Annotated in this window: 29 protein-coding genes; 9 read left to right on the top strand and 20 right to left on the bottom strand. The window is 44.5% G+C overall.

The annotated features are described in order from the left end of the window. Nucleotides 1–8 precede the first annotated feature (8 nt). The 6 genes from nadE to KNQ07_RS01060 form a co-directional block, all read right to left on the bottom strand. Nucleotides 9–824 (bottom strand): ammonia-dependent NAD(+) synthetase, encoded by an 816-nt coding sequence (gene nadE, locus KNQ07_RS01085; RefSeq protein ID WP_012370893.1) that lies wholly within the window; start codon nucleotides 822–824, stop codon nucleotides 9–11. A 38-nt stretch (nucleotides 825–862) separates the two neighbouring features. Further along, nucleotides 863–1,324 (bottom strand): BsuPI-related putative proteinase inhibitor, encoded by a 462-nt coding sequence (locus tag KNQ07_RS01080; RefSeq protein ID WP_012370894.1) that lies wholly within the window; start codon nucleotides 1,322–1,324, stop codon nucleotides 863–865. Nucleotides 1,325–1,415: 91 nt separating this feature from the next. Continuing rightward, on the bottom strand, nucleotides 1,416–1,628 hold the full coding sequence (locus KNQ07_RS01075) for a hypothetical protein (RefSeq protein ID WP_012370895.1): 213 nt from the start codon (nucleotides 1,626–1,628) through the stop codon (nucleotides 1,416–1,418). A 357-nt stretch (nucleotides 1,629–1,985) separates the two neighbouring features. After that, a complete protein-coding gene (locus KNQ07_RS01070; protein WP_012370896.1) occupies nucleotides 1,986–3,077 on the bottom strand; it encodes a virulence factor in 1,092 nt (363 codons plus the stop codon). A gap of 133 nt (nucleotides 3,078–3,210) precedes the next feature. After that, nucleotides 3,211–3,936 carry an alpha/beta fold hydrolase gene (locus KNQ07_RS01065; protein ID WP_012370897.1) on the bottom strand — a complete coding sequence of 242 codons (726 nt, stop codon included), beginning with the start codon at nucleotides 3,934–3,936 and terminating at the stop codon, nucleotides 3,211–3,213. Nucleotides 3,937–3,944: 8 nt separating this feature from the next. Beyond that, nucleotides 3,945–4,502, bottom strand: a complete 558-nt coding sequence (locus KNQ07_RS01060) for a GNAT family N-acetyltransferase (protein ID WP_012370898.1) — start codon at nucleotides 4,500–4,502, stop codon at nucleotides 3,945–3,947. 122 nt (nucleotides 4,503–4,624) lie between these two features. Between KNQ07_RS01060 and KNQ07_RS01055 the strand changes: the two genes are divergently transcribed. The 3 genes from KNQ07_RS01055 to KNQ07_RS01045 all read left to right on the top strand — a co-directional run bounded on the left by KNQ07_RS01055 (nucleotide 4,625) and on the right by KNQ07_RS01045 (nucleotide 7,002). Then, the gene (locus KNQ07_RS01055; RefSeq protein WP_214763604.1) at nucleotides 4,625–5,356 is read left to right on the top strand and encodes a hypothetical protein; all 732 of its coding nucleotides are present in this window, start codon (nucleotides 4,625–4,627) and stop codon (nucleotides 5,354–5,356) included. 251 nt (nucleotides 5,357–5,607) lie between these two features. After that, nucleotides 5,608–5,901: a hypothetical protein gene (locus tag KNQ07_RS01050; protein ID WP_012370900.1), complete on the top strand. Its 294-nt coding sequence runs from the start codon at nucleotides 5,608–5,610 to the stop codon at nucleotides 5,899–5,901. A 228-nt stretch (nucleotides 5,902–6,129) separates the two neighbouring features. Continuing rightward, nucleotides 6,130–7,002, top strand: a complete 873-nt coding sequence (locus KNQ07_RS01045; RefSeq protein WP_214763603.1) for a DegV family protein — start codon at nucleotides 6,130–6,132, stop codon at nucleotides 7,000–7,002. A 181-nt stretch (nucleotides 7,003–7,183) separates the two neighbouring features. Here KNQ07_RS01045 and KNQ07_RS01040 read toward each other — a convergent pair whose 3' ends face one another. Genes KNQ07_RS01040 through KNQ07_RS01030 form a run of 3 tightly spaced genes read right to left on the bottom strand, consistent with a single transcriptional unit; the run spans nucleotide 7,184 to nucleotide 8,845 of the window. After that, nucleotides 7,184–7,678: an HAD family hydrolase gene (locus KNQ07_RS01040; RefSeq protein WP_214763602.1), complete on the bottom strand. Its 495-nt coding sequence runs from the start codon at nucleotides 7,676–7,678 to the stop codon at nucleotides 7,184–7,186. Continuing rightward, a complete protein-coding gene (locus KNQ07_RS01035; RefSeq protein ID WP_214763600.1) occupies nucleotides 7,665–8,300 on the bottom strand; it encodes a phosphatase PAP2 family protein in 636 nt (211 codons plus the stop codon). Before KNQ07_RS01035 ends, KNQ07_RS01040 begins: the two co-directional genes overlap by 14 nt. Further along, entirely contained in the window at nucleotides 8,300–8,845 is a 546-nt protein-coding gene (locus tag KNQ07_RS01030; protein WP_214763598.1) for a phosphatidylglycerophosphatase A family protein, read from the bottom strand. Before KNQ07_RS01030 ends, KNQ07_RS01035 begins: the two co-directional genes overlap by 1 nt. A gap of 145 nt (nucleotides 8,846–8,990) precedes the next feature. Between KNQ07_RS01030 and KNQ07_RS01025 the strand changes: the two genes are divergently transcribed. Then, entirely contained in the window at nucleotides 8,991–9,503 is a 513-nt protein-coding gene (locus KNQ07_RS01025) for a YjcG family protein (protein WP_012370906.1), read from the top strand. A gap of 2 nt (nucleotides 9,504–9,505) precedes the next feature. Here the strand turns inward: KNQ07_RS01025 and KNQ07_RS01020 are convergent, their stop codons facing one another. Then, nucleotides 9,506–9,709 carry a hypothetical protein gene (locus KNQ07_RS01020; RefSeq protein ID WP_012370907.1) on the bottom strand — a complete coding sequence of 68 codons (204 nt, stop codon included), beginning with the start codon at nucleotides 9,707–9,709 and terminating at the stop codon, nucleotides 9,506–9,508. Between the two features lie 127 nt (nucleotides 9,710–9,836). Continuing rightward, nucleotides 9,837–10,610 (bottom strand): enoyl-ACP reductase FabI, encoded by a 774-nt coding sequence (gene fabI, locus KNQ07_RS01015; protein WP_012370908.1) that lies wholly within the window; start codon nucleotides 10,608–10,610, stop codon nucleotides 9,837–9,839. A 144-nt stretch (nucleotides 10,611–10,754) separates the two neighbouring features. Here fabI and KNQ07_RS01010 point away from each other — a divergent pair, with 144 nt between their 5' ends. Further along, nucleotides 10,755–11,924, top strand: a complete 1,170-nt coding sequence (locus KNQ07_RS01010) for an FtsW/RodA/SpoVE family cell cycle protein (RefSeq protein WP_012370909.1) — start codon at nucleotides 10,755–10,757, stop codon at nucleotides 11,922–11,924. Nucleotides 11,925–11,969: 45 nt separating this feature from the next. Here KNQ07_RS01010 and KNQ07_RS01005 read toward each other — a convergent pair whose 3' ends face one another. From KNQ07_RS01005 to yjbM, 3 genes are read right to left on the bottom strand one after another with little or no spacing between them, the layout of a single operon-like run. Beyond that, complete coding sequence (locus KNQ07_RS01005) at nucleotides 11,970–12,851, bottom strand: RluA family pseudouridine synthase (RefSeq protein ID WP_214763596.1); 882 nt, start codon at nucleotides 12,849–12,851, stop codon at nucleotides 11,970–11,972. A gap of 17 nt (nucleotides 12,852–12,868) precedes the next feature. Beyond that, nucleotides 12,869–13,672 carry an NAD kinase gene (locus KNQ07_RS01000; protein ID WP_012370911.1) on the bottom strand — a complete coding sequence of 268 codons (804 nt, stop codon included), beginning with the start codon at nucleotides 13,670–13,672 and terminating at the stop codon, nucleotides 12,869–12,871. A 10-nt stretch (nucleotides 13,673–13,682) separates the two neighbouring features. Then, a complete protein-coding gene (yjbM, locus tag KNQ07_RS00995) occupies nucleotides 13,683–14,333 on the bottom strand; it encodes a GTP diphosphokinase (protein WP_012370912.1) in 651 nt (216 codons plus the stop codon). Nucleotides 14,334–14,438: 105 nt separating this feature from the next. Here yjbM and KNQ07_RS00990 point away from each other — a divergent pair, with 105 nt between their 5' ends. Together KNQ07_RS00990 and KNQ07_RS00985 are read left to right on the top strand one after the other, a co-directional pair. Beyond that, the gene (locus tag KNQ07_RS00990) at nucleotides 14,439–15,014 is read left to right on the top strand and encodes a CYTH domain-containing protein (protein WP_251139425.1); all 576 of its coding nucleotides are present in this window, start codon (nucleotides 14,439–14,441) and stop codon (nucleotides 15,012–15,014) included. A gap of 91 nt (nucleotides 15,015–15,105) precedes the next feature. Continuing rightward, on the top strand, nucleotides 15,106–15,897 hold the full coding sequence (locus KNQ07_RS00985) for a DsbA family protein (RefSeq protein ID WP_214763593.1): 792 nt from the start codon (nucleotides 15,106–15,108) through the stop codon (nucleotides 15,895–15,897). A gap of 169 nt (nucleotides 15,898–16,066) precedes the next feature. On the opposite strand, the gene pepF is transcribed toward KNQ07_RS00985, so the two are convergent. From pepF to cls, 3 genes are read right to left on the bottom strand one after another with little or no spacing between them, the layout of a single operon-like run. Continuing rightward, on the bottom strand, nucleotides 16,067–17,869 hold the full coding sequence (pepF, locus tag KNQ07_RS00980; protein ID WP_012370915.1) for an oligoendopeptidase F: 1,803 nt from the start codon (nucleotides 17,867–17,869) through the stop codon (nucleotides 16,067–16,069). A gap of 5 nt (nucleotides 17,870–17,874) precedes the next feature. After that, nucleotides 17,875–18,942: a competence protein CoiA gene (locus KNQ07_RS00975; RefSeq protein WP_214763592.1), complete on the bottom strand. Its 1,068-nt coding sequence runs from the start codon at nucleotides 18,940–18,942 to the stop codon at nucleotides 17,875–17,877. 11 nt (nucleotides 18,943–18,953) lie between these two features. Then, nucleotides 18,954–20,465 (bottom strand): cardiolipin synthase, encoded by a 1,512-nt coding sequence (gene cls, locus KNQ07_RS00970; protein ID WP_214763591.1) that lies wholly within the window; start codon nucleotides 20,463–20,465, stop codon nucleotides 18,954–18,956. Nucleotides 20,466–20,526: 61 nt separating this feature from the next. Between cls and KNQ07_RS00965 the strand changes: the two genes are divergently transcribed. After that, a complete protein-coding gene (locus tag KNQ07_RS00965; RefSeq protein ID WP_214763588.1) occupies nucleotides 20,527–21,249 on the top strand; it encodes an SDR family NAD(P)-dependent oxidoreductase in 723 nt (240 codons plus the stop codon). 70 nt (nucleotides 21,250–21,319) lie between these two features. Here KNQ07_RS00965 and mecA read toward each other — a convergent pair whose 3' ends face one another. The 3 genes from mecA to KNQ07_RS00950 all read right to left on the bottom strand — a co-directional run bounded on the left by mecA (nucleotide 21,320) and on the right by KNQ07_RS00950 (nucleotide 22,826). Beyond that, nucleotides 21,320–21,955 carry an adaptor protein MecA gene (mecA, locus tag KNQ07_RS00960; RefSeq protein WP_353048619.1) on the bottom strand — a complete coding sequence of 212 codons (636 nt, stop codon included), beginning with the start codon at nucleotides 21,953–21,955 and terminating at the stop codon, nucleotides 21,320–21,322. A gap of 160 nt (nucleotides 21,956–22,115) precedes the next feature. Next, nucleotides 22,116–22,514 carry a transcriptional regulator SpxA gene (gene spxA, locus KNQ07_RS00955; protein ID WP_012370920.1) on the bottom strand — a complete coding sequence of 133 codons (399 nt, stop codon included), beginning with the start codon at nucleotides 22,512–22,514 and terminating at the stop codon, nucleotides 22,116–22,118. Between the two features lie 174 nt (nucleotides 22,515–22,688). Continuing rightward, the gene (locus KNQ07_RS00950; RefSeq protein ID WP_012370921.1) at nucleotides 22,689–22,826 is read right to left on the bottom strand and encodes a hypothetical protein; all 138 of its coding nucleotides are present in this window, start codon (nucleotides 22,824–22,826) and stop codon (nucleotides 22,689–22,691) included. A 224-nt stretch (nucleotides 22,827–23,050) separates the two neighbouring features. On the opposite strand from KNQ07_RS00950, the gene KNQ07_RS00945 reads away from it, so the two are divergent. Further along, the gene (locus KNQ07_RS00945) at nucleotides 23,051–23,584 is read left to right on the top strand and encodes an HD domain-containing protein (RefSeq protein ID WP_214763584.1); all 534 of its coding nucleotides are present in this window, start codon (nucleotides 23,051–23,053) and stop codon (nucleotides 23,582–23,584) included. The last annotated feature ends 40 nt before the right edge of the window (nucleotides 23,585–23,624 follow it).

Here is a 23,624-nt window from a genome sequence, read left to right as displayed (position 1 = left end):
GTCATTCCTTATTTCCACCACGTATCCAGGGGTGAAACCGGCATATGGTGTTTATGGCCAACCCGTTTATACTGAGCTTCGAGTTTAGCCTGACTTTCAGCGGAGATGGTTTTCCCCTCCAAGTAGTCATCGATTTCATTGTACGTCATGCCGAGTGCTTGTTCATCCGGCAACCCCGGCTGGTTATCTTCTAAATCTGCTGTCGGTACCTTTTCAATCAGTCCTTCAGGTGCCTGTAATTGACGCAACAGTTGTTTTCCCTGTCGCTTGTTCAAACCGGTCAATGGCGTCAAATCACAAGCACCGTCTCCGTGTTTCGTATAAAACCCGGTCACGAATTCAGCTGCATGATCGGTTCCGACGACGAGACAGCCGTAATGGGCCGCTATATCATACTGTACTTTCATCCGTTCCCGCGCTTTTGTATTTCCTTTACTAAAATCAGACAAGACGTCTCCTGTCGCTTGTTCAAAAGAAGCCATGGAAGCAGCGACGGCCGGCTTGATGTCCACGCGTAACGCATGATCCGGACGGATGAAGGACAGGGCAAGCTGGGCATCCGACTCGTCTTGTTGTTGACCATACGGTAATCGTACAGCGTAGAATTGATAATCGCGATTCGTCTCACTGCGTAACTCCTCAACCGCGATTTGACAAAGACGACCGGCTAACGAAGAATCTTGTCCTCCCGAGATTCCAAGAACAAGTCCTTTTGCTCCTGTATGCACAAGATACTCTTTTAAGAATTGAACGCGTTGCTTAATCTCTTCTTCAGCGTCAATGACTGGTTTGACTCCCGTCACTTGAATGATTTCCTGTTGCATGAAACCGTCACACTCCTTCATTTTTCATCATGTCTTCCTTAGTTCAAAAGCTCACTTTCCGCTTTCGTGATGGACGTCGATTGATCCTTCACTTGTCGGATGGTCATCGCTTCGATCCGGGTCGGATGACTGGAAGGCGGAAGCTCGACTTTTACTTCGTACCGTTTAGTCTCCAGTCCTTTAAACCGTTCTTGTTCGATGGCTTGCGTAAATACCTGCTCTTGCGAAAAAGTATACAGTACTTTTTGATCCGCATCCTTGATTTTCAATTCAAACCGTTGGGATGTCGGGAATGTCAGAGTCAATGCTTGCTCATTCGGATTCTTTAATTCCACGACAGCCAAAACCGTATTGGATTCGAGCAGTTTGCCGGACACCTTGATTTCAATCGGTTGTACCGCATCGTCTTGTGTCGCTGGCTTTTCCTGTTCCTGCTGGTTACACCCGGCTAAAATCAACGTCAGGACACATACACACGATATCCGTATAATCCATTTCAAAACAACGCCCCCTCTCTTCTCACTTAACAATTTTAGCACAAAAAAGAGGCAGGATAAGGTTCGCCCTCATCCTGCCTCTTCAATTCATAAATTAAGCAACCGGAATCGTTGCTGTCATTTTTGATGGAGAAAATAATTGTTCGATCCCCGTCACAAACAATTCATCGCAAATGGCGTCCGTTGCCGTTGCAGGTGCCACAAGTGTAATCGTCCGGCTGTCCACTGTCTCAATCGTCACGAACACTCCTGAAGCTGTGCGTTCTTTGTACCCTACCGCTAAGTCTGTTTCAGCAAAAAGTATCATATCCCCGAATCTCCTTTGTTATGTCAGATGTCAGTCAAACCAAAATAGCCGTTTGAATTCGAATCAGTTATTGTGATTTCACTTTATCAAAACAGAAAAAACACCGGAAAATTCTCGTTCGACATTTCGTGTCAAAACTTTATTCCAAAAAATACAACCATTTTTTGGAACATCGAGATAGTTGCTGTATACATCTTTAAAATGGCGTTTTATCAACACATTTCAATTCCATTTCAAAACCATTACAAAATAATATTCATTTTTTCCCATTTCCCTTAGTTAGAAGGGAAAATATACCTAGACATCTCACTTGTTATTTTGTCGAATGGTTCTTCGCACACCGTTTATTTGAAGTTCTTATGAACTTTCACCTGACATTCGATTCATTTGTTGCCAAACCGTACCTAGTGCTTCTTCCCCACTTTCAATCCGGGCCAGTGCGAGTTCCGCCTGAAGCGCGACTTCATATTCCTTATCTTGTACGGCTTCTTTTAGGCGTGGAATCGATTGTTCCGTTCCGACATCAAATAAAAAGCGTGCCGCACGCCAACGTACCAGTTTATTTTTATCCGTCAAGGCTTCCATCATCATTACTTCTGCCTCCGGCAAGGCCCAGTCAGAAATCGTATCTCCCGCAGTTCGTCGGACACTGCTTGAAGGATCATGCAAGGCATTCGTAATATAGTCCAATAGTTCCAATCGATTTTCTTCAAACATGCCAAGTTTGACTACGGCTTGTCTTCTGATCTGCATCTTTTCATCCTGAAGCAGCTTCGCATAGGCCGGAATCCAGTCCAGTTCGATTGGCAGTTCGTCAAGCGCTGCAAAACGCTGTTTCCAATCGGACGAAGTTAACGCTTGTCCGTCAAATGTCACTTCTTCTCCAGAAGCGATGGTTTTTAAACGGTCTATCCGCTCTGGTGGATACGCGACTTCAATTTCTTGGGCCACTTCCTCCAAACTTTCATCCAAATCACCGTAACGCGGTGCTTGCTCAACCCACCGGCGGTCACTGATGACATTTTTGACATAAGGCTGAACGAATAGTGCGGCTTCCCGGAACCGGTCGGGTAATCCGTGACGTTTTTCTTCTAATCCTTTGACTCCTTTTAGCTGCATCGGTACGCCTAAAATAAATTGGATAAACAGATGAACAGGCTCAAATGCCTCATCCGTTTCATGTCTTTCAACATCACTGAGTATTTCACCAAACGACCGACGAATCTCGATGACTAACGTCCGCCAATCATATTTCGGAAACCGTTCGACAGCTAAAAAATCACTGACTTGATATACTGATTTAATGCCTGGAATCTCTAGTAATTTTGCGACGTGGTCCGGTGCACCGAATGCATGTTCAAATGTTTGTCCCTTCTCCGAAAACGTTTCATCGACGATGACCTTCATATTGTTCGGACTTGGTGTTGGTTCAATTGCTATAATCTTCATCTTAATCCCTCCCCCTTTTATCATTCAGAAATTCGTTTCAAAATGCAACGCATACGCTTTTGTTTTCAGATCCTATCAAAAAGAAGCAAGAAAGCGCCCACCACGCGGTGAACGCTTATCGGCAAGACTGCGTTTACGCATGTTCTTCCGAGAAAACTTCTTCTAGAATCTCACAAAATGCATCCGGTGTCTCGAGCATACCCATGTGGCTGCTGTCCGTCGATCGCTTGATGACCCGCTCGTTTTGAGGTGCAAACGCACTGTCTTCTGAAATCAACGGATCCTTCTCACCATGTATAATCACTCCCGGAACGCTTGTCCGGCTTAAGACTGGTGTCAAATCTCTTCGATCACGCATCGCCGTCAACGCCCGAATGGCTCCTTCGACCGTCATCATGTAGCCGATTTCCTTTGCTTCTGAGACGATCATCGCATCTGTTCCTTCTGCAAACAACCCGGGCACTAATCCGTCAACGAATTCCCGCACGCCGATTTCCTGAACCCGGCTGATATTTTGATTTCTTTTTTGTTTAGCGTCGTCTGTATCTGCTTTAGCGGTCGAATAGACAAGTCCAAATCCGCTGATTTTTTCCGAATAGGTTTCGACAATCGATGAGACGATGTAACCCCCGAATGAATGACCGATCAAAATGGGCCGTTCGATACCTCTTCGTTCAAGATCCTTCATTACCCATGCAGCAAATCCTTCAATTGTATCAGGACCGACCGATTGTCCCTCATGACCGGGTAAAGCAAGTACGAGTACATCAAATGACAAACGCAGTCTCGCTTCAACCCGACTAAAATAATCTGTTCCTCCGGCAAAACCATGTAATAAAACAAGTGGTTGTTTTGACATTCAACTAGTCATCCTTTCCATTCCGATGCAAGCATTCGGTATATCGTTAAATCCATGAATCGTCCATGACTGTAAGCATAGTCTTCAAGTAATCCTTCTGCCTGAAAACCGAGTTTTTGAACCAAGGCATTGGAGGCAATGTTTTCAGGTGCAACCAAAGCACTGATCCGGTGCAAAGCAAAATCTTCGAATCCGTGTGTCAGTACCGCTCGTGCTGCTTCCGAAGCCACTCCTTGTTGCCAATAGTCCTGACTGACTTCAAATCCGATTTCAGCCCGGTGATACTGGGTCAACCAATTATGAAATCCAATCGTTCCAATCAATTGATTCGTTTGTTGATCGGCAATCGCCCACCGGATTGCTTTTCCTTGAGTGAACTGTTCTTTAAAATAACTGATGACATTTTTGGCTTCATACACTGTGACCAGCGGATCAGAACCGTAATAATACATGACCTCGTCATCCGACAGAATCTTGAATAAGTCCCGTGCATCTTTGTTTTCCAACTCTCTCAGGATGAATCGTTCTGTTTTTAGTTCCGGGAATGGTTTTCTCAACCCCCACATACCCAATCACCTCTTTTCTATATTATGCCCGTTTTCAGAAGGAAATACCCTTTTCGCTGCTGAGAAGTTTTGCTACTATTGAAATTATTCATGTCCTGACCACGAAAGGAAGTCGCTTGTTTATGTCCAATTCCCTGCTCTATCTATATCAAGATGCCGAAAACAATCGTTTGACGATGTCCGGCGTCACTTTTGGAGACTTTATCACATCCATTGATTCAAAGAGTCCTCTACTCGTTTCTGGAGCCGCTTTTAAATCTGTCAAACATTCTTCTCGGACCGCCTTTCATTATGTCGAGTTCCATGAAGTAGAACAATTCGTTCAATCGAGCGATGTCGAACGTTTTCCCCTGAATGCCATCGATATCCGTTCTTCTCATTCTCTCGATATCCTCACAGATGTTGAAATCGCAGAGCTGTTATTTTTAATGCATATGAAACGTGGAATGCCCAGTCCGTTCATGACTGCCGTCGACAATGAATGGGCCTATTTCAGTGAGCACAACGGGACACAAGCAACGGCTTATTTAAAAGATTGGTCAAGTATCGAACAAGTCCTGTCAACGTTGTTGCAACAAAAAATCCGCCGGGAACTCCGCATCCCGACTGCCTCACCACTTACAGCTGAAATCATCATTAATCTTCGGCAATTGCTGCAAGAAGGAATCTTAATTGATTTCACGCATACACGGCAATCGATGTTCACACGTCAAACGACCATTCCAGTTTATATCGCCGGTCGATATGAAGACATGCATGTCCTGAAAGAAGACCTGGAAACAAAAAAAGAATCCATCGTCTTGCGCGGCGAGTTGATCCACCGCAAAAAAAGCTGGAGTTTGGAGTTACAATGATCCCAATCCTATTTATGACTTAATAACAGGATAGTTTTTTCATATTTTTCAAACTGCTATTTTTGCTCGTTTTTTGCATAATCCTCTATATGACAATACCGTTACTAATTTGTTGGAATTTTCACATAAATTAAGACTGGTATCTGCTGCAGACTTCGTTATAATGAGATTAACCTTTTGGAAGCTAGAAGTTGGAACTGATTTTCTGATGATTTAATTTAAGTCTGTATCAACCGAAGGAGGAATTTAGCATGGATCAGTTAAAAGTGAACGGTATCGGTTCATTCACCAAGTTTGCAACGAATGGAAACATCCTGAAATTGAAGGATGCGACAACCGGCGAACTGAAGGTATCATTGAATGAAGCGAGCTCAATGACTATCTCACCTATTGATGAAGAAACAGGATTATTCATTATCCGTGGTCAGCAACAAGAACCGCTCGTGGAACTGACCCTCCCTCGTCAATCGTGCGAAGTCGTTCACGCTTGGCTCCTCCATAAATTAAGACGACAAAAAAAGAGTCGCTTCATGGCGTCTAGCTAAAACCATTTACTCCTTTATTTCATTATCACTGCAAGATGTTGCTCACGCCACGGTTAGAGATGTTCTAACCGTGGCGTGTTTTTTGTTGAATGTCAGCTACTTTCCATCAGTTCATCGATTAGACACGATTCCTTTGATTCTATTCCTGAAAAACGGATTGGTTAGTGATGCCGCTTTCATCGCATGGTATGATTAAAAAAATGAAATTCTACTGGAGGCGTCGCTTTAATGGATAAGATTGCTTGGATTACCGATAGTATGGCTTTTTTCCCACCCGGGGAAGCTGAAAAACTCGGAGTCCATGTCGTACCAACAGTCATCATCATCAACGGGGAATCGTATCGGGAATATACTGACCTGTCGATCGAACAACTGGATCAAAAAATGCGCGAAAGCTCTTCTGTCATCCCGACGACTTCACAGCCTTCGTTTGGTGAGTTGGTTGAACTTTACGAACGTTTACAGGCAGAAGGTTATGATTATGCGTATGCTGTTCACATCACAAGCGGATTGAGCGGTACTTATGCCAGCTCTGTCGCTGCTGCAGATGCTGTCGGCTTTAAATTATATGCCATCGACTCCTATACCGGTGCTGCCAACCAACAAAATATGTTACGTCTTTCGATGGAAATGGCGCAAGCCGGAAAACAGCCGGAAGAAGTCATGCAGGTCTTGGAACAGTTCAAACACCATTCTCATTTTTATCTGATTATCGGCAATATGGAGACGATGCGTCGAAGTGGACGTGTGTCGAGCAGTCAGTTTTTGCTGGCCAACATGCTGAACATTAAACCGATCGTGAAGTTCGACGAGGTCGGGAAACTCGTTCCGTTTAAGAAAGTACGTTCCATCAAAAAAGCATTTCAGGAAATGTCATCCGAGATTGCTGTTAAAATCGAACAGTTCGGATTATACAATCAAACCCTCTACATCGGCCATACACTGGCGCGGTCTTCCGCCGAACAATTACGTGATCTGTTGCAGACGAAACTCCCGCAGATCTCGATCGAGATTACACAATTCGGTCCATCCATCCTGACACATGCCGGGTCGGAAACAGTCGGTGTGTACTGGTTCGATGATTTGACGGTCACTCGATGATTGACGACATCTTCCATTGAAGACCTTATCATTAAAATAGTTCCGCTGCTCAGGCGGTTTTGGGATGATTCCGATACCATATCGGAATCATCTTTTTTATAATTCACATAACAAAACCGGACAAAAAAAACCGAATGAGACCTTTTATCAAGTGTCCTCATTCGGTAAATGTTATTTAGAATTAGAATTTCATCTGCTTAAAGACATCATCCAGCATTTTTGCTTCGTCCTCTTCCCGCGGAATCGTCTGATGCGGACGATGGATCCGTTCCGTCCACGCTTCCGACGGATATACCGTCCAACTCAACTGCTCCACTTCCTCCAGGTAACGGAGTATCGTTTCAAGCGAAGCCTCTTCGTTGTGTTGACGCAACCAGTTTTCATAACGTTTATCCGGTTTGCCGTCTTTCAGTAAAATCCTCCCGCTTTCGAGAATCGCCCATTTCGGCTTTGCATCGATTTGAAACAACTCCAACTGACGGAATGCCTCAAACGTACGACTCGTAAATGGAATCAAGCCGTTTTTTTCGACCAGACGCTTTAATCGTAAATGCGTCCGCATCGTCATAAACCGTTTTTCTTCTCCCACTCGTTCTACCAATAAAGTAGGAACGGCAATCTTTTTCATCGCGGCTTCATCAAAAAGCAGACTGTGATCGATATCAAGTAGTAACATGATGCGTCTCCTTTTGTTTCCGTCGCGGTGAAATGAAGGCATAGGACAGACAAAGGATGAAGGAAGCAAAACAAAAACCACCGACTACATCCGAGAAGTAATGAACGTTTAAGATAATACGGGACGATCCCATGGCCAAGATCAACAGACTAAGAAAGATACCTAAGATCACTTTCCCGGACCGGTTTAAAAATCGCCAACTCAGAATCAAAAAACCACCGTACACCGCGAAAGCCATTGAAGAATGACCGCTTGGAAAACTGTAGCCGACTCCGCCGACCAACTCATTGAGTGACGGACGGTCCCGGACAAAAATTACTTTAGCGACCTGATTGAGAACAGCCACTGCCAAAAAGTTCGACAGATACCAAATACTCCCTACACGATCACGCCACAGGTAATAACTGATGGCGGTCAACAGGACGGTCATCGTCACAGCCCCTACTCCCGAGCCTAATTGCGTGAACCAACTGACATAGTCAGCCGGTACTTGTTTCGACATACGGTTCGACAGTTGCGCGTCAAACAAAAAATATCCCGTCAATCGGATCGAGATGGCAATCCCTATGAAAATGATGAACGCAATGCCTGAAACGACTAATGCTTTTCGGTTTAATTTCATCAATACGTCCCTTTCCGTTGTTCGAGTTCTTCTGCCGAATAGTCTTCTTTATCACGCAATCGGTGCGCGAGACGACCGGACGCATTGGCAGCGATCGCGGCAACGATGTCATCCATGAACGTATTGACCCGTCCGTCATTGACCTTCGTATCGAGTTCTTTAATAATTCCGACCTTCGCCTTATCCAAATAACCAAATGTTGTGACGGCAATCGATCCGTACGTATTGACGGCTCCGATCGCAATCGTCTCATCCACGCCAAACAAACCTTCATCACTGCGAATGATGGATAAAAGCGATTCAGACAACAGTCCTTTTTCGGCTAAAATATCGAGTTCTGCCCCAACAAGAATTGCATGTTGCAATTCCCGCTTTTCGAGAACACGCTCTACAGAGCTGAGACATGTTTCAAGCGTCAGTTCAATCGTGTATGGTGCTTGCATTTGATACACGATTTCAGCAATCGCGTGAATCGTGACGCCCCGCTCATGCAGCTTATCGATTGCTGCTTGTTTTACTTCTTTAGAATGTGCTTTTTCTTTCATGACAAAATCCACCTCTCTGACAAAGTTCTTCACAAGTATACACGGATTGCTCCTCTCTCCTCAAACTTCTTTGACATCACGCGGATAATCCGTCATGATTATCCTGTAAAGCGTTATCATTTCAGGGGAAAGTAGGGGATTTTCGATGAACATCGGGGTAGTTTTGTTTCCATCGAAACGAATTCAGGACTTTGCGAATTCATACCGCAAACGGTACGATTCCAAGTATGCGTTGATTACACCACACATTACGATGCGGGAGCGGATCAATATCGATGATACTGAACTTGATTCCATCGTAACAGCTCTCAACAAAGTAGCGGAGCAAACGAAACCAGTTTCACTTCACATTCAAGGAGCTCGTTCTTTCCACCCGACGAATAATGTCTTATTTTTAAAAGTCATGCCGACGGATGAATTGGAACAATTACATCAGGCTTTGCACACGGGTGATTTGAGTCACACACCCAAGTATGATTTCTTACCTCACATCACAATCGGTCAGGATTTATCCGATGTCGAATTATTCGACGTTCTCGAACGATTGAAGATGGAGGATATCCGCTTCCAAGAAGATGTCACTAAGATGGCTCTGCTGTATGAGCTCGAAAACGGTTCTTGGAGTGTGTACGAAACGTTCCGATTTACAGGTCAATAACATCAAACTTCCCGGTCGAACTTGCGACCGGGAAGTTTTAGTTCTGGCAAAACCCCATAAGCATTAGCTTGTTCTTCTAATTCGGCATGATACGGCTCGACACGTTTAATCGGATTGATACGGGCGACCGGTTCTGTCTTTCGTTCCAAGTCGACCCTTACTTGCCGGTTCACATACTGGACCACCGTAAAATCTACCTGGTACATATGATGTCCTCCCTCTACTTCAGCTCATTATTCTGTTATTCCCAAAATCGCTTTAAGAAAAACAAAAAACCAGAGTTTCCCCTGGTTTCAGCTGTACCGTATCGTTCAGAATGTACCCGAAATCTTATTATAAGATATGGAAACCGCTGTCGACGTGCAGAATCTCACCTGTGACACCACTCGACATTTGGGACAAGAGGAACAATCCGCTTTGACCGATTTGTTCTGTCGTGACGTTACGGTGAAGCGGAGCCCGCTCTTCGATACTTTCAAGAATTGAATTGAAATCGCCGACACCTTTTGCAGAAACCGTCCGGACCGGACCGGCTGAAATCGCATTGACGCGAACGCCCTGCTTTCCGTATTCTGCTGCTAAGTAACGGACACTTGCATCGAGTGCCGCTTTTGCGACGCCCATCACGTTATAGTTCGGAACCATTTTTTCGCCACCGAGATACGTCAATGTAATGACAGAAGCATCTTCCGTGAAGAAGTCTTTTGCCGCTTTCACGACAGCTGTCAGGCTGTATGCCGAGATATCAAGTGCTTGCGCAAACTGTTCACGTGTCACACCCGAGAATTCACCGCGCAAGGCTTCTTTATCGGCAAAAGCAATCGAGTGGGCAATTCCTGAAATCTTCCCGTGATCAGCATGAATCGTTTCAAATACCTGTTCGATTTCAGCATCGCTCGTCACATCACATGTGTAGTAAGTAGCCGGTCGTGAAAGTTCTTGACCTAACTTTTCGAGTGGTGCCTTAAAACGTTCTCCGACATACGTAAAGGCAAGACTTGCCCCTGCTGCATCAAGAGCACGTGCGATTCCCCATGCGATTGACCGTTGATTGATGACACCCATTACAACATACGTCTTTCCCTCAAGCGAAGGATAAATATTCATTATGAGTTCCCCCTTAAATTAGTACCTGGTAATAACACCTATATCTAGGTTACAAAAACGTAACGCTTCTGTCAACCATCGCTCTTGATATTGCGATTTTGATAAATTACGGTAATATAGAAAGAGACAGAAAGTAGGGATGGAATGAACCGTTTTAAATCATTTACACAACGTTATGATAACACGTTGCTTTTTTTGCTCGGTTGTTTGATGGTCGTCAGTGTCATCGCAATCTATACCGCGCAACCTTTTTTACAAGGGGCAATCAGTGAAATCAATTTCATGGCTAAGCAGATTCAGTGGTATATCATCGGATTTATCGCACTGTCTGTCGTCATTCTCATCGATTATGAGCAACTGAAACGTTTCCATTGGTACTTATACGGGGCAGGAATTGTCTCCCTGATTGGTCTTGTCGTCTTACGAGGGACACCGTTGGTCGCAAATATTAAAGGAGCCTACGGTTGGTATCAGTTCCCGGTCATCGGAACCGTTCAGCCGGCTGAGTTCATGAAGTTTTTCTTGATTGTCTCACTCGCTGCCGTCATCTCGGAACACAACGCCCGGTACGTCCAGCATGAGCGGGACTTCCTGCTCTTAGTCAAGATGGTCGCTCTCACATTGCTTCCACTCGCTTTGATTATCATTCAACCCGACTTAGGAATCGGCTTGATCCTCTGTGTCATTTTGGCTTGTGCCATGTTACTGTCCGGCTTGAACTGGAAATGGTTACTTACGATGTTCGGCTTGTTGGCTGTCGCAATCGTCGGATTCTTTTATCTGTTTTATTTCCAAAATGATTTACTTGCCACCTTCTTCCCGGGGCATGCGATGAACCGGATCATGGCTTGGTTACAACCGTTTGAATATGCGGATGACCTTTCCTATCAGTTGGTCCAGTCGATTAACGCTATCGGTTCAGGACAGATGTTTGGTGTCGGGTACGGAAAACTTCAAGTATCGGTTCCCGAACTGCACACCGATTTTATCTTCACTGCGATTTCAGCTCACTACGGCTTTATCGGTGCGGCTGTCGTTCTAATTATCCTGTTCCTATTCATCTACCGGTTGATTCAAATCGCGCTGGAAACAGCAGATCCGTTTGGAACGTATATCGTGACAGGATACGTCGCGATGTTCACATTCCAGATCTTCCAAAACATCGGGATGACGATGGGGGTCTTACCGATCACCGGTCTCCCGCTTCCCTTCATTAGTTACGGAGGGTCGACGATGATCGTTAACCTGGTTGGACTCGGCTTAATTATGGCCATCGCTTCACAGTCCCGCATCTCCATGTTTGATGAAGATTAACGTCAAAAAAGAGTGGCATCCAGTCGGGTGCCACTCTTTTTGTATTCACGAAAGACATAAGTCGTCCGGCAACGGTGCGACGAACGTCATCACCTCACCTGTCCCCGGATGCGGAAACGTCGCAGACGCACTGTGTAATGCTTGTCTCGCAATCAATGGTGTCCCTTTATACATCGTATCTCCGACTAACGGATGACCAAGTGCTGCGAGATGGACCCGGATTTGATGCGTCCTGCCCGTCTCCAATTTAATCGTTAATCGGGACAATTCACGCGAAAACGCCGTGATCGGCTCACTCGTTAAGATATGTGTGATCGCCTGCTGACCGTCTTCCCGGACCATTCTTTCCATGAAGGAATGATCGGTTTGACCGATCGGAAGGTCAATCGTTTGAGCCGGAATGGTCCCTTCGATCAATGCGACGTACCGGCGATCAAGCAAGCCGTTCTGTTGCATCTTACTCAACTGATGATGCGCAAGGGAATGTTTCGCAAAAACGACCAGTCCACTTGTATCCCGGTCCAACCGATTGACGATATGAATCGCATACGGGATCTGATGTTGCCGGTAATAACCGAGAACAAAATTCGATAAAGACCGCTCCGGATGAAGTCGAGACGGAATCGAGGCCATTCCCGGCGGTTTATTGACAATCAGCAACCAGTCATCTTCAAAAAGAATATCGAGTTCTCCGCTCGTCGCATGCATATCCTGTGCAGGCTGTTCTTCCGGAAACCGGACATGAATCCGGTCTCCTGCATGAACAGGTTCGTTTACGTTGACATGTTGTTCATTCCGCAAAATATCTCCGTGGTGTTTAATCGACACTAACATTTTTCGGGAAATATGAAGACGTGTCGTACAAAAATGACCGACACTCCATCCGTCTTCAATGGAAGTTACTTGTTGTTCAATTTGAAATGCCATCACGTTACCTCTTTTAATTAACTTCTTTCTTCTGCTAAAAACGACTCCCGGACCCTTTGCCAAAACGGGAAAGAACGGAATCGAGCGAATTTGACCTTTTTATCCGATACACGACAACGAATCGATTTAACGTTTTGATGCACAATCGAAGCATAATGATCGTACGTCAATTGAAAATCAATCGGATTGACCGGTCGAATCTCGACATCGTGGTGCTTCGGCAATAACATCGGGGAACCAATCGTCCGGTACACGCGATTATTGATCGATGCCATTTCTGTAATCTGAATCGCTTCGAGTGCCGGATGCACGATTGCCCCGCCAAGCGCTTTATTATAAGCTGTTGAGCCGGACGGCGTGGAGATGCATAGACCGTCTCCCCGAAACGTTTCAAAATAATCGCCACGAATCGACAGATCGCAGACGAGTGTCTGATTAAAGCTTTTAATCGTACATTCATTTAATGCCAACAGTTTATTCGTCGATCCATCAGCATAATCAATCGATAATTCAAGCAGCGGATATTCAACGGTCGCTATATTGTCGTCTGCGATATGTTGAATCAATTCATCCATCTCTTCCGGTCGCCAGTCGGCATAAAACCCGAGGTGTCCGGTATGAATTCCGACCAGTGTGATTTCCTCGACCTGGTCCAAATAAGAGTGGAAAGCTTGCAGCATCGTACCATCCCCGCCGATTGAAATCACGATTTCAGGAGTAACGACGTCTCGATGACTTCCTCGTTCGATCAACGCCTGTTCTAATTGTTCCTTCAGCATATGGGAACGTTCATCGCCCCGCGCCGTAACCGCAAAACGCATCGTCATCCTCCTACTCTTTTGCTCGATTCTTTGCTTCGGTCGCCTCTCGTTCATGTAAAACGACTTGAGCATCTTGTATCTCTACTTTCAGCTGACTCATCTCCGCATCGAGCAGAAACGCCGCTTCAGCCGCACGTCGCAAGCGTTCCCGTGTCTCTTCCGGAATATTTCCCTGGTATTTATAATTCAAGGAATGTTCAATCGTTGCCCAAAAGTTCATTGCGAGTGTCCGGATCTGAATCTCGACGAGTGTCGGGATTTCCCCTTCAATCGTTTGGACCGGATAAGCAATGATGATGTGGTACGAACGATAGCCGCTTTCCTTCTTTTGTGTAATATAGTTTCGTTCTTCAACAATCTTAAAGTCTCCCCGGGAACGCAACAATTCTAAGACATGGATGATGTCATCCACGAATTGGCACATGATCCGGAGACCTGCTATGTCCTGCATGTCCTGTTCCAGCAACTCGATATCAATCGATTTTCGTTCAGCCTTCTGTAAGATACTCTTTACAGGTTTGACACGTCCTGTGACAAATTCAATCGGTGAATGTTCCCCACGTTGTTGAAATTGTTTTCGAATGGCTTTTAATTTTACTTTTAATTCATCCACTGCGATTTGATACGGTGCAAGAAATAAGTCCCAATTTTCTTTTGTCATCGTTATTGTCACCACTTTTAGTCTAAATTGTTAGTTCAATTCGTTCCACTACACCATTCATGGTATCATATTTTCAAGCATTCAACTAGAAAGGTGTGGTCGGAAATGAGACAAGAAATGGAAATTGAATTTAAAAACCTGTTAAACGAATCTGAATACAAAAAATTAATGGAACGGTACAATACATCCGGGTCTTCTGTGTGGCAAGCAAATGACTATTTCGATACCCCGGCGTTCGAACTTCGCAATCATGGTGCCGCTCTGCGTATCCGTGAAAAGAAAACCGGATTGGTGTTGACGTTAAAAGAACCGCAAGACGATGGATTACTGGAAACACATGTGACATTGTCCGAACAAGAGGCTGAAGATTTATTCCAGTATGGTCTGATTCACTCTGCTGAGATGAATCAACAATTGGAAAAGTTTGAATTAACGACTTCGCTTGAACATTTGGGCCGTCTTGAAACCGAACGTTTTGAAAAACAATTGCCGAGTGGGTTGTTGGTGTTGGATCAAAGTACGTATTTAGGCACGACGGATTATGAGCTTGAATTCGAAGTGACGGACTACGTAGCCGGCAAACTTGCGTTCGAAGAACTGTTGCAAACAAACGAAATTCCAGTCCGTGAAACGAAAAATAAAATCGTCCGTTTCATGGATCGTAAAGCGCTTACACGTTAATCGTGTAGAAATGTACAAGCAAAACCTTTGCTCTTTCTTTTTTTTCGTTGCTAAAATAGGGTAACGATATTAAAAGAAAAGGGGTGAACGGATGGAATACGAACAATGCAACGGATCATATTGTTCATTGGACGAACCATCAATTCAACAACCGACGAAACCACTAGAAATTTATCATTTTCTAGACGTCACACAAACGGATGGTTTACGGTTGATTCCCGTTCTCAAGAAATTAGAATTAGAATACGGTCATTTATTCCGTCTCCGGACGATTGCAACCATTCCTTGCGCACCTTCACGATCAGCGTGTGATATGTCACCACTGCTGATTCTAAAGGCGATCGAATTGCAGGGAAAAACATTTGGTATGCGGTTCATGCGTCGTTTACGCATGTTGCATAACGTCGAAGGAAAAAGCGCTTATTCGCGTTCTTCCTTGATGCGGTTAGCAGAAGCATTGACGGAATTTGGTCTGGATTTAGCGGAATTCCATCGTGATATCGAATCAGATACCATTCAATTAATGCTCGAAAAAGAGACTGAACTGGTGACAGACTGGGACGTACGTATTCTCCCAACGCTTGCTTTCGTCGGGGATGAGGAAGCCATCAAAGCAGAAGGCCATTACGAATACTTGGTTTATGTATCGATTCTGAACGAATTATTAGATCAACCGTTTGAGAAGCAGGCAAAACCTCCTCTCGAACAATTCTTGAGACGGTATGACACAGCAACCACTTCTGAAATCGCATTTATTTATGATGCAACAGAAGCACAGGTTGAACACGAATTGAAAAAGTTATTGCTTCAACAAAAATGTGTTTCACTGACGTATTGTGACGGTAAAGTGTGGCGTCACTTAAAAGATTCTGCCCATGCTTAACACAAAGAAGCTGCTTCCACGTTAATCGTAGAAGCAGCTTCTTTGTCGTTTTTTGAATCTGGATGGGGGAAAAGAGAATCATCAGGGGGAATGTGATTCGCTTCACATGATTAGTATAACCGAATCTCAACCTTCCCGACACTCTTTTGTTCACTAATTCACAAAATTGTCATTCTCCGAGTAATGCTTCAAATTCATCGAGTACCCGTTCGAATTGACGAAGAGCAGCTTCAACCGGTGCTTTCGTCGTCATATCAACGCCGGCCGCTTTCAGAACTTCAATCGGATAATCACTTGATCCTGCTTTGAGGAAGTTATTGATATACCGCTCGACCGCCGGCTCCCCTTCTTCTAGGATTTGTGAAGTCAGCGCTGCGGCAGCAGAAATGCCTGTCGCATACTGATAGACATAGTAATTGTAATAGAAATGCGGGATACGTGCCCACTCCAAACCGATTTCTTCATCTAATACAATACCATCACCGAAATACGTTTTATTTAGTGCATAATACGTCTTCGTTAAGAATTCAGGTGTCAGTGCTTGTCCAAGTCGAGCTGCCTCATGAATTTGATGTTCAAACTCGGCAAACATCGTCTGACGGAATAATGTTCCGCGGAATGTTTCCAATTGATTGTTGAGGAGATACAATTTCTCATTTTTATCTGTCACACGTTTTAACAGGTAATCATTTAAAAGTGCTTCGTTTGTCGTCGACGCAACCTCTGCTACAAAAATTGAATAATCTCCGTAGGCATAAGGTTGATTCTGACGTGTATAGTAGCTGTGAACCGAGTGTCCGAACTCGTGTGCTAACGTAAACAAGTTGTTGACGTTATCCTGCCAGTTCATCAAGATGAACGGTTGCGTATCGTACGCGCCTGAAGAATAGGCACCACTCCGTTTCCCCCGTGTTTCACGGACATCGACCCAGCGTTCTGCAAGACCTTCTTCAAGAATATGTTTGTATTCAGGTCCTAGTGGCGCTAATCCGTCCACCATCAACTGTTTTGCTTCTTCGTACGAGATCTTCATTTCCACTTCACTGACCAGTGGTGTGTACATATCATACATATGCAGTTCATCGACACCTAAAATCCGTTTACGTAAAGCAACATACCGGTGTAACAACGGAAGGTGTTCATGAACCGCTTCGATCAATCCGTCATATACCTGTTCCGGAATCGTGTTTCCATGTAACGCTGATTCGCGTGCTGTTTTAAATTTCCGGACCTCAGCATAGAAGTTATCTTTTTTGACGGAACCGGCTAACGTAGACGCCAATGTATTCGTATACTGGCTATACGTTCCATACATGGCTTTAAACGCCGCCTCACGGACGGAACGATCTTTTGACTCCATGAACGTGATGAACCGCCCGTGTGTCAATTCCGCCTCTTCCCCGTCCTCGCCTTTGATTTTCGGGAATTTCATATCCGCATTATTCAGCATGCCAAACGTCGTACCCGACTGTCCAAGGACTTCTCCTGCTTTTGCCAGAATCGCCTCTTCCGCTTCCGATAAGACGTGTTCCCGCTCACGGTTCAACTCATCGAACGCATGACGGTAAAGGGCGAGATCCGGATTCTGATCCAAGTACGAAGCAATGGTTTCTTCCGGAACTTCCAACAGCTCGGGTGTCATGAAGGCGAGCGTCGCTCCAATTTGCGAAGCGAGCGTCCGGGCACGGTCATTCATCGCCTGATAAAAGCTGTCGGCCGTGTTCTCATCGTAACGCATATGTGCATATGTATAGAGCTTATGCAGCCGTCTTGAGATTTCGTCCCGAAGTTGAAGTCCTTCAAATAAAGTTGCATCGGACTGTGCAAGGCGTCCTTTATACTCGACGAGTAGCGGAAGCATCGCTTTCACTGACTCAAACTCTTCTTCCCATTTCTCATTCGTTTCGTAAATGGATTCTAAATTCCACGTCTCTTCCTGCTTGACGTCTTTTCGTGTTAATACTTCTGCCATTTAAATCACTCCTTTACTTCATTTATACCTGTTTCCCTTTCGACAAACAAACGAAGCGCACCTGCTAACTTTTGATCTTCTTCCAAACGGGTCGACAAATCAACAGTATTGGTTTGAAAAAGTTCAGGCAGATGATTTTGGAGAAAGTCGATCATAGCCATCCATTCGTCAATCAGAAGGTGAAGATTGGATAACTCATATGAAACCTTGGACCGCGTCAAACATTCGGTGAGGAAGGCAAGCAGTTGCTCTGCGAGGTAAGTTCCTTGTAAGCGTAGATAAACAGCTACTTGAATCTCAAACGGATGGACAGATAAACACAGCAACGGGGATAAGGGCAGAAAACACCAGGACGGGAGTGTAGAAACCTGGAGGTTGGAGGAATAAAGAGGAGATTGCACGTATCGGGAAGGGAGCGAAGAAAAAAACGGACGAAGCCGATATTTTTTTATCAGTGTCGTCCATGGCCGTTCGAAGAATTGCCGGGGAACCGGACTCGGAAAGAGAAATTGTTTTGCCGATAGAGGCACACGTTGACAGAATACCAAACGTTGTGCGAACGGAAGCGGATGTACATAACGGACGATTCGTCCCCGCTCGATTAAATCGATGTAACCATTTTTCATGAATGCCGCCTTCATCCAACCGTCAAGCTTAAGAAGCTGTCCGCCCGACTCATGAAAACCAATCCAGCGGACTTCGTATCCCGCTTGCTGATCAATCAACGATCGCCGTTGCCATTCTTCAGCGTTCATTTTTGAACGCTGAATCTCGATCCCGATTTCTCTGGGCCCAACTAAAAGATCAAACCGTCTTCGTCCCCGGACTGCTTCTATCTCGACCTTGAATCGCAACGTTTCAAAATAGGCAGCAAGCCGCATTTTCCAAAATTGATGTTCGGACGATTCACCGGTACATGCTGTCACATGAACAAAATGAAGACGTCTCTTCCCTTGACGGACTCGAAGCTGCGTTTGGCAATAGGGACAGTACAGTAGTTTGTCCGTTAACGATTGGAAGGTCTCCAGTTGGCTGTTGATTCGATTTCCCTGTTCATCCATCGCCTCAAACATCTTACTCCTCCTTAGAGCAGCGGTGAGAATAACCGCGAAATGGACTCGATCAAACGTTGACTGAAACTCCTTTGAATAAAGACTTGACGCTCAACCTGTGAAGAATTGGCAAAGTCTTCATAAAAATCACGTGTTAATTCATGGACGGAATTTGTCCCGTATAAAAAGGCATTTACTTCAAAGTTCAAGTGAAAACTTCTTAAATCCATATTCGCCGTGCCAATCGTCGCAATCGCATCATCGACCACGATAACTTTTGAGTGCATGAATCCCTTGTTGTATTCGTAAATCTTCACACCTGCTAATAACAAGTCATCAAAATAAGAACGGCTGGCATAAAAAACGACTTTGTGATCCGGAAAACTCGGCAGGAGGATTCGGACATCGATCCCCGACATCGCTGCCGTCTTTAAGGCAGTCATCAGATCCTCGTCCGGAATCAAATAAGGAGAAGCAATGTAGACAGAACTCCGGGCTTCCGTAATTAAACCGAAGTAAAGGGACTTCATCGTTTCATGGGGTTCATCCGGTCCGCTCGCAATAATTTGAACGCCTCCTATCGACTCCTCCATGACCTCGAGCGGTTTCATATAATACGGTGTAAACAACCGTTCCCCCGTCATATAGTACCAATCCTGAAGAAAAATCAATTGAAGCTCCGAGACGGCCTCTCCCCTGACGAGCAAATGCGTGTCCCGCCAAAATCCAAACATCTTATCTTTTCCCATGTACTCGTCCCCAACGTTAATTCCACCCGTGAAAGCCACAGTACCGTCAATAACAACGATTTTCCGGTGATTCCGATAATTGGATTTACTCGAGATGAAAGGCAGAACGACCGGGAAAAATGGACGGACTTCGATTCCCGCCAGCTCCATCTTTTTAAAGTAAGACTTATCCGTCGAGAAACAACCGACAGCATCATACAAAAAACGGATCTCCACTCCGGCTTTCGCCCGTTCAATTAATGCTTCCTGCAACTCTAGCGCCAGTTCGTCATCGCGGACGATATAGTATTCCAAATGGATGTGGTGTTCCGCTTGACGAATCTCGGCTAATAATAGCGGAAATTTTTCTTGTCCATTCGTTAATACTTTCGTATGACTATTATACGAAATCGGCAGACGACTGATGGAGTCGATAAGTTTAACAACTTTCGTATAATGTCCATGTCGGAACACTTGATTGTGTATTCCATGATCAAACTGGGTACGATATTTAATGTAAGACTCTTCATCGAGCATCGCTTTCAGACGAAACATTTTTTTTCGTCTATAATTTTGACCAAAGGTGAAATATACGAAAACACCGACAACCGGAAGCGCCATCATGACAAGCGCCCAGACAAGCGTTCGTTCCGGGTTCCGATTCTCAAGCAGAATGATGACAAAAACACTCAGTACGACAAGAATGATGACGATTGAGAGCCAGCCTACCATGTACACACTCCAGTAATAGGAAAGAAAGCCAATCAGACTAATCGTCAACAGTAGCGTCATAAGTAATTGGACACGCCTTAACATGGTATCCCCTCCTTTGATTAGTTATGGATGACACACTTTTATGTAGAAGGGACGATTCAATATGAAAACGTATTTAGTGACTGGTGCAACAAGCGGAATTGGTGAAGCGACCGCCTTACAATTGGCTCAAGAAGGACATACCGTCCTTGCACTTGGACGAGACGAGGAACGCGGGAACAGCTTGGAAAGTCGTGGTGAAGGACGTATCCGCTTCTTTGCAGTCGATTTATCCGTCCCGTCAGATATCAATCAATTTTTTGAAGACACAAAAGAACAATTCCCGACACTCGATGGTATTTTCAATAATGCCGGAACTTTCGGAAAACCGGTCGCACCAGAACGGGTGACTGAACAGCAAGCCGAAGTCTTCCAAGTCAATTATCATGCACCGGAGCAAATCATTCAACAGGCTGTCAAACGGCTGAGTCGCGGTGCCTCCATCGTCAACAACAGCGCGATTGTCGGACATGTTAAATTCCCTGCCATGCTCTTACCGTATGCTTCTTCCAAAAGTGCTCTTCTTACGCTTACGAAAACATATGCCGCCCGGTTTCACGGAAAGTATCGTTTTAATGCCATTTGTCCTGGCCCTGTCGACACGAAGTTAAGCCATTCTTTATACGGTGGAAAAGATAAATTCGATTTAGCAATGAAACATCATTTACGCGGCGAAGCGGCTCATCCATCCGAAATCGCAGAAGTCGTCTGCTTTTTATTATCCGATAAAGCGAGCTACATCAACGGTCAAACCTTAATCGTCGACGGCGGTTATACTCTCACTTGATTCTTTTTACACAACAAAGGACTGCTTCCAAACACATTGGAGCAGTCCTTTGTTGTAGCGTTTGATTCTGTTAATTCGGGAACTGTTCGCGAACGAACGCAAATACGTCGTTCGGTACGATGACTTTTCCATACTCTGCCACCGGATGAATCGTCTGTTCACTGAAGTTTAAATACTCCGCAATCAGGCTCATCACATTTTCTTGTTCTTCCACTTCTGTTTCTTCTTTAAAATGAAGATGTAACAGGTACAGTCCGTCTTTTTGATAAAGAGACGTTTTCACTTCTTCGAAGATCGGTGCTTCTGCATATTGGCTAAGGGCAATGATATGCTCGAAATCTGTTGTTTCAAATAAGACATCTTGACTGAGTTCCGTTTCTTTTTCTTCCGCATCAGACATCGCGGAGCGAAGTAACGAATCTAACTCATCTTCGTCAACTTGTTCTCCGTCAATCGTTGTTTTAGCGATTGTAACAGTGACTTCAAGACCTTTTTCAAATGCCTGAACTTGTATCCATAGTGGACCTTCGAAGGAGATGGACTCTTTTTCATTCGCTTCATCCATCATCTGCCAGAATAGCTGTTCTCCACGCTCACGGTTGTACCAAATCTCGTCTCGGGCGAAGCCGCGGCGTTCGATGTCCGTGTACGTAATGAAGAACTTGACGGTGTTGTCATTGACGCGTTCGATTTTCAATATGTCCACTCCTTTCCTCTCGCTCTTATCTAGTATACGAACGAGCACTTCACATAGATTCAAAAGAATCATTCAACATATAGGGTATATTCCTTTGTTAACTCTATTTTAACCTTTTTAGACGGTAACAAAAAGCACACTGCTCAGAAAGCAGCGTGCTCGGTGTATATTATTCGTTGACAAGGCGCTGTGCTTCCAATAGTTGGAATGTACGAACTTTACGTGGTAAAAATCGGCGAATTTCATCTTCATTGTATCCAACTTGAAGACGCTTTTCATCAATCAAAATCGGACGGCGTAACAACCCTGGATATTCTTGAATTAAATCATACAAGTGTTGTAATGATAAATTTTCAACCGATACATCTAGTTTTGAAAAGACTTTTGAACGGGTCGAAATGATTTCATCCGTTCCGTCCTCTGTCATACGAAGAATCTGTTTAATTTCATCAAGCGATAATGGTTCCGAGAAAATATTACGTTCCACAAATGGGATTTCATGTTCTTCAAGCCATGCGCGCGCTTTACGACAAGAAGTACAGCTTGGTGAAGTATAGAGTGTTACCATTGAAAAACATCCTCCCCCTGATTTCACATCATTTCCCCTGCGTAAATGTATTACACAGCAGCTGATGATTCTATTACTTGATAGTTTACATTGATTTCAACTGAAAGAAAACCCAATATGTTTTGAGATGAAAGAACTTTTCGTAAAAAAACTTGCCAGAGCCACCAGGTGGCTTCAGCAAGCTGGTGTGTGATCAAAGGGTTGAGAAATCGTCTCTTTTGCTTTCGGGAGTTTAATCTCTTTTAATTTTTTTTCGAAAATGTCCCGCAAAAGGCGCTTTTTCAACTTTTTCTTTTTATCACGTTCTTTCATACTCCGACACCTCACTCGGTCCGAAAAAAGAACAGTTAACCAACGAAAGCTAATTTTTTCATCTTCTACATTACTTAGTATACCACGTTTACCCGATTTCTATTCCTACTTGTGTCAATTAATTATGTGAGATTGTCGATAGACATGAGACAAACAGTTGCAATTCTTTTCAATTTCACGTAGAGTGTATAGAAATACTTACTCGTGAAAGGAGTTATTTCTTTATGTCAGTTACCCTTGTCACCATCATTGAACACCCGATTGCCCAAAAATATTTAGAACGGTCCGGCTTGAATCATGCTATTTCTGTAGCTGAACAAGCTTTGACACTTGCTACTCAACGCGGTCTTGATGCGGATACGGCAACGAAGGCTGCCTTGCTTCATGATATCGGGCATTACGAATGGTATACGGACGGCACATGGAATTATGATCTCTACCGTCAAAATGATATTCATGCAATCAAAGGAGCAGAACGCGCGCATAAGTTACTGATCCGGCTTGGTGAAGAGCCAGAACGAGCAAAAGAAATCGCTCTTGCTGTCCTCTTGCATACAGATTCTTATTTACCACCAGGTACAATCAACCGGACTCCGTTACAACAATTAGTCCATGATGCAGATACGCTCGAAGAACAACCGGGTGGTCTTCATCATTATGAGAAGATTCCATTCGAAGAAGCCGTCAATCGACTGCATGCTCTTGACTCGGTTGTCCACCGCTTTAACAACCTTCCCCGTATTGCTTCCGAAAATTAAAAAAAGGCATTCCCGAATATATTCAGGAATGCCTTTTAAT

This window comes from Exiguobacterium sp. s145 (genome assembly GCF_018618835.1).
Lineage (GTDB): Bacteria > Bacillota > Bacilli > Exiguobacteriales > Exiguobacteriaceae > Exiguobacterium_A > Exiguobacterium_A artemiae.
The sequence above is the reverse complement of the archived record's forward strand: the minus strand, read 5'-3'. Positions and strand labels throughout refer to the sequence as shown.

Coding starts and splice junctions, on each gene's coding strand:
- KNQ07_RS00950 (WP_012370921.1), bottom strand. CDS start 22,826: ATGAAAGAACGTGATAAAAAGAAAAAGTTGAAAAAGCGCCTTTTGCGG.
- KNQ07_RS01075 (WP_012370895.1), bottom strand. CDS start 1,628: ATGATACTTTTTGCTGAAACAGACTTAGCGGTAGGGTACAAAGAACGC.
- KNQ07_RS01010 (WP_012370909.1), top strand. CDS start 10,755: ATGAACCGTTTTAAATCATTTACACAACGTTATGATAACACGTTGCTT.
- KNQ07_RS01070 (WP_012370896.1), bottom strand. CDS start 3,077: ATGAAGATTATAGCAATTGAACCAACACCAAGTCCGAACAATATGAAG.
- KNQ07_RS01050 (WP_012370900.1), top strand. CDS start 5,608: ATGGATCAGTTAAAAGTGAACGGTATCGGTTCATTCACCAAGTTTGCA.
- KNQ07_RS01045 (WP_214763603.1), top strand. CDS start 6,130: ATGGATAAGATTGCTTGGATTACCGATAGTATGGCTTTTTTCCCACCC.
- KNQ07_RS01005 (WP_214763596.1), bottom strand. CDS start 12,851: ATGGCATTTCAAATTGAACAACAAGTAACTTCCATTGAAGACGGATGG.
- KNQ07_RS00945 (WP_214763584.1), top strand. CDS start 23,051: ATGTCAGTTACCCTTGTCACCATCATTGAACACCCGATTGCCCAAAAA.
- KNQ07_RS00990 (WP_251139425.1), top strand. CDS start 14,439: ATGAGACAAGAAATGGAAATTGAATTTAAAAACCTGTTAAACGAATCT.
- nadE (WP_012370893.1), bottom strand. CDS start 824: ATGCAACAGGAAATCATTCAAGTGACGGGAGTCAAACCAGTCATTGAC.
- KNQ07_RS00975 (WP_214763592.1), bottom strand. CDS start 18,942: ATGTTTGAGGCGATGGATGAACAGGGAAATCGAATCAACAGCCAACTG.
- spxA (WP_012370920.1), bottom strand. CDS start 22,514: ATGGTAACACTCTATACTTCACCAAGCTGTACTTCTTGTCGTAAAGCG.
- KNQ07_RS01030 (WP_214763598.1), bottom strand. CDS start 8,845: ATGAAAGAAAAAGCACATTCTAAAGAAGTAAAACAAGCAGCAATCGAT.
- KNQ07_RS01020 (WP_012370907.1), bottom strand. CDS start 9,709: ATGTACCAGGTAGATTTTACGGTGGTCCAGTATGTGAACCGGCAAGTA.
- fabI (WP_012370908.1), bottom strand. CDS start 10,610: ATGAATATTTATCCTTCGCTTGAGGGAAAGACGTATGTTGTAATGGGT.
- KNQ07_RS00965 (WP_214763588.1), top strand. CDS start 20,527: ATGAAAACGTATTTAGTGACTGGTGCAACAAGCGGAATTGGTGAAGCG.
- KNQ07_RS01065 (WP_012370897.1), bottom strand. CDS start 3,936: ATGTCAAAACAACCACTTGTTTTATTACATGGTTTTGCCGGAGGAACA.
- pepF (WP_012370915.1), bottom strand. CDS start 17,869: ATGGCAGAAGTATTAACACGAAAAGACGTCAAGCAGGAAGAGACGTGG.
- KNQ07_RS01025 (WP_012370906.1), top strand. CDS start 8,991: ATGAACATCGGGGTAGTTTTGTTTCCATCGAAACGAATTCAGGACTTT.
- KNQ07_RS01040 (WP_214763602.1), bottom strand. CDS start 7,678: ATGTTACTACTTGATATCGATCACAGTCTGCTTTTTGATGAAGCCGCG.
- yjbM (WP_012370912.1), bottom strand. CDS start 14,333: ATGACAAAAGAAAATTGGGACTTATTTCTTGCACCGTATCAAATCGCA.
- cls (WP_214763591.1), bottom strand. CDS start 20,465: ATGTTAAGGCGTGTCCAATTACTTATGACGCTACTGTTGACGATTAGT.
- KNQ07_RS01035 (WP_214763600.1), bottom strand. CDS start 8,300: ATGAAATTAAACCGAAAAGCATTAGTCGTTTCAGGCATTGCGTTCATC.
- KNQ07_RS01060 (WP_012370898.1), bottom strand. CDS start 4,502: ATGTGGGGGTTGAGAAAACCATTCCCGGAACTAAAAACAGAACGATTC.
- KNQ07_RS01000 (WP_012370911.1), bottom strand. CDS start 13,672: ATGCGTTTTGCGGTTACGGCGCGGGGCGATGAACGTTCCCATATGCTG.
- KNQ07_RS00985 (WP_214763593.1), top strand. CDS start 15,106: ATGGAATACGAACAATGCAACGGATCATATTGTTCATTGGACGAACCA.
- KNQ07_RS01055 (WP_214763604.1), top strand. CDS start 4,625: ATGTCCAATTCCCTGCTCTATCTATATCAAGATGCCGAAAACAATCGT.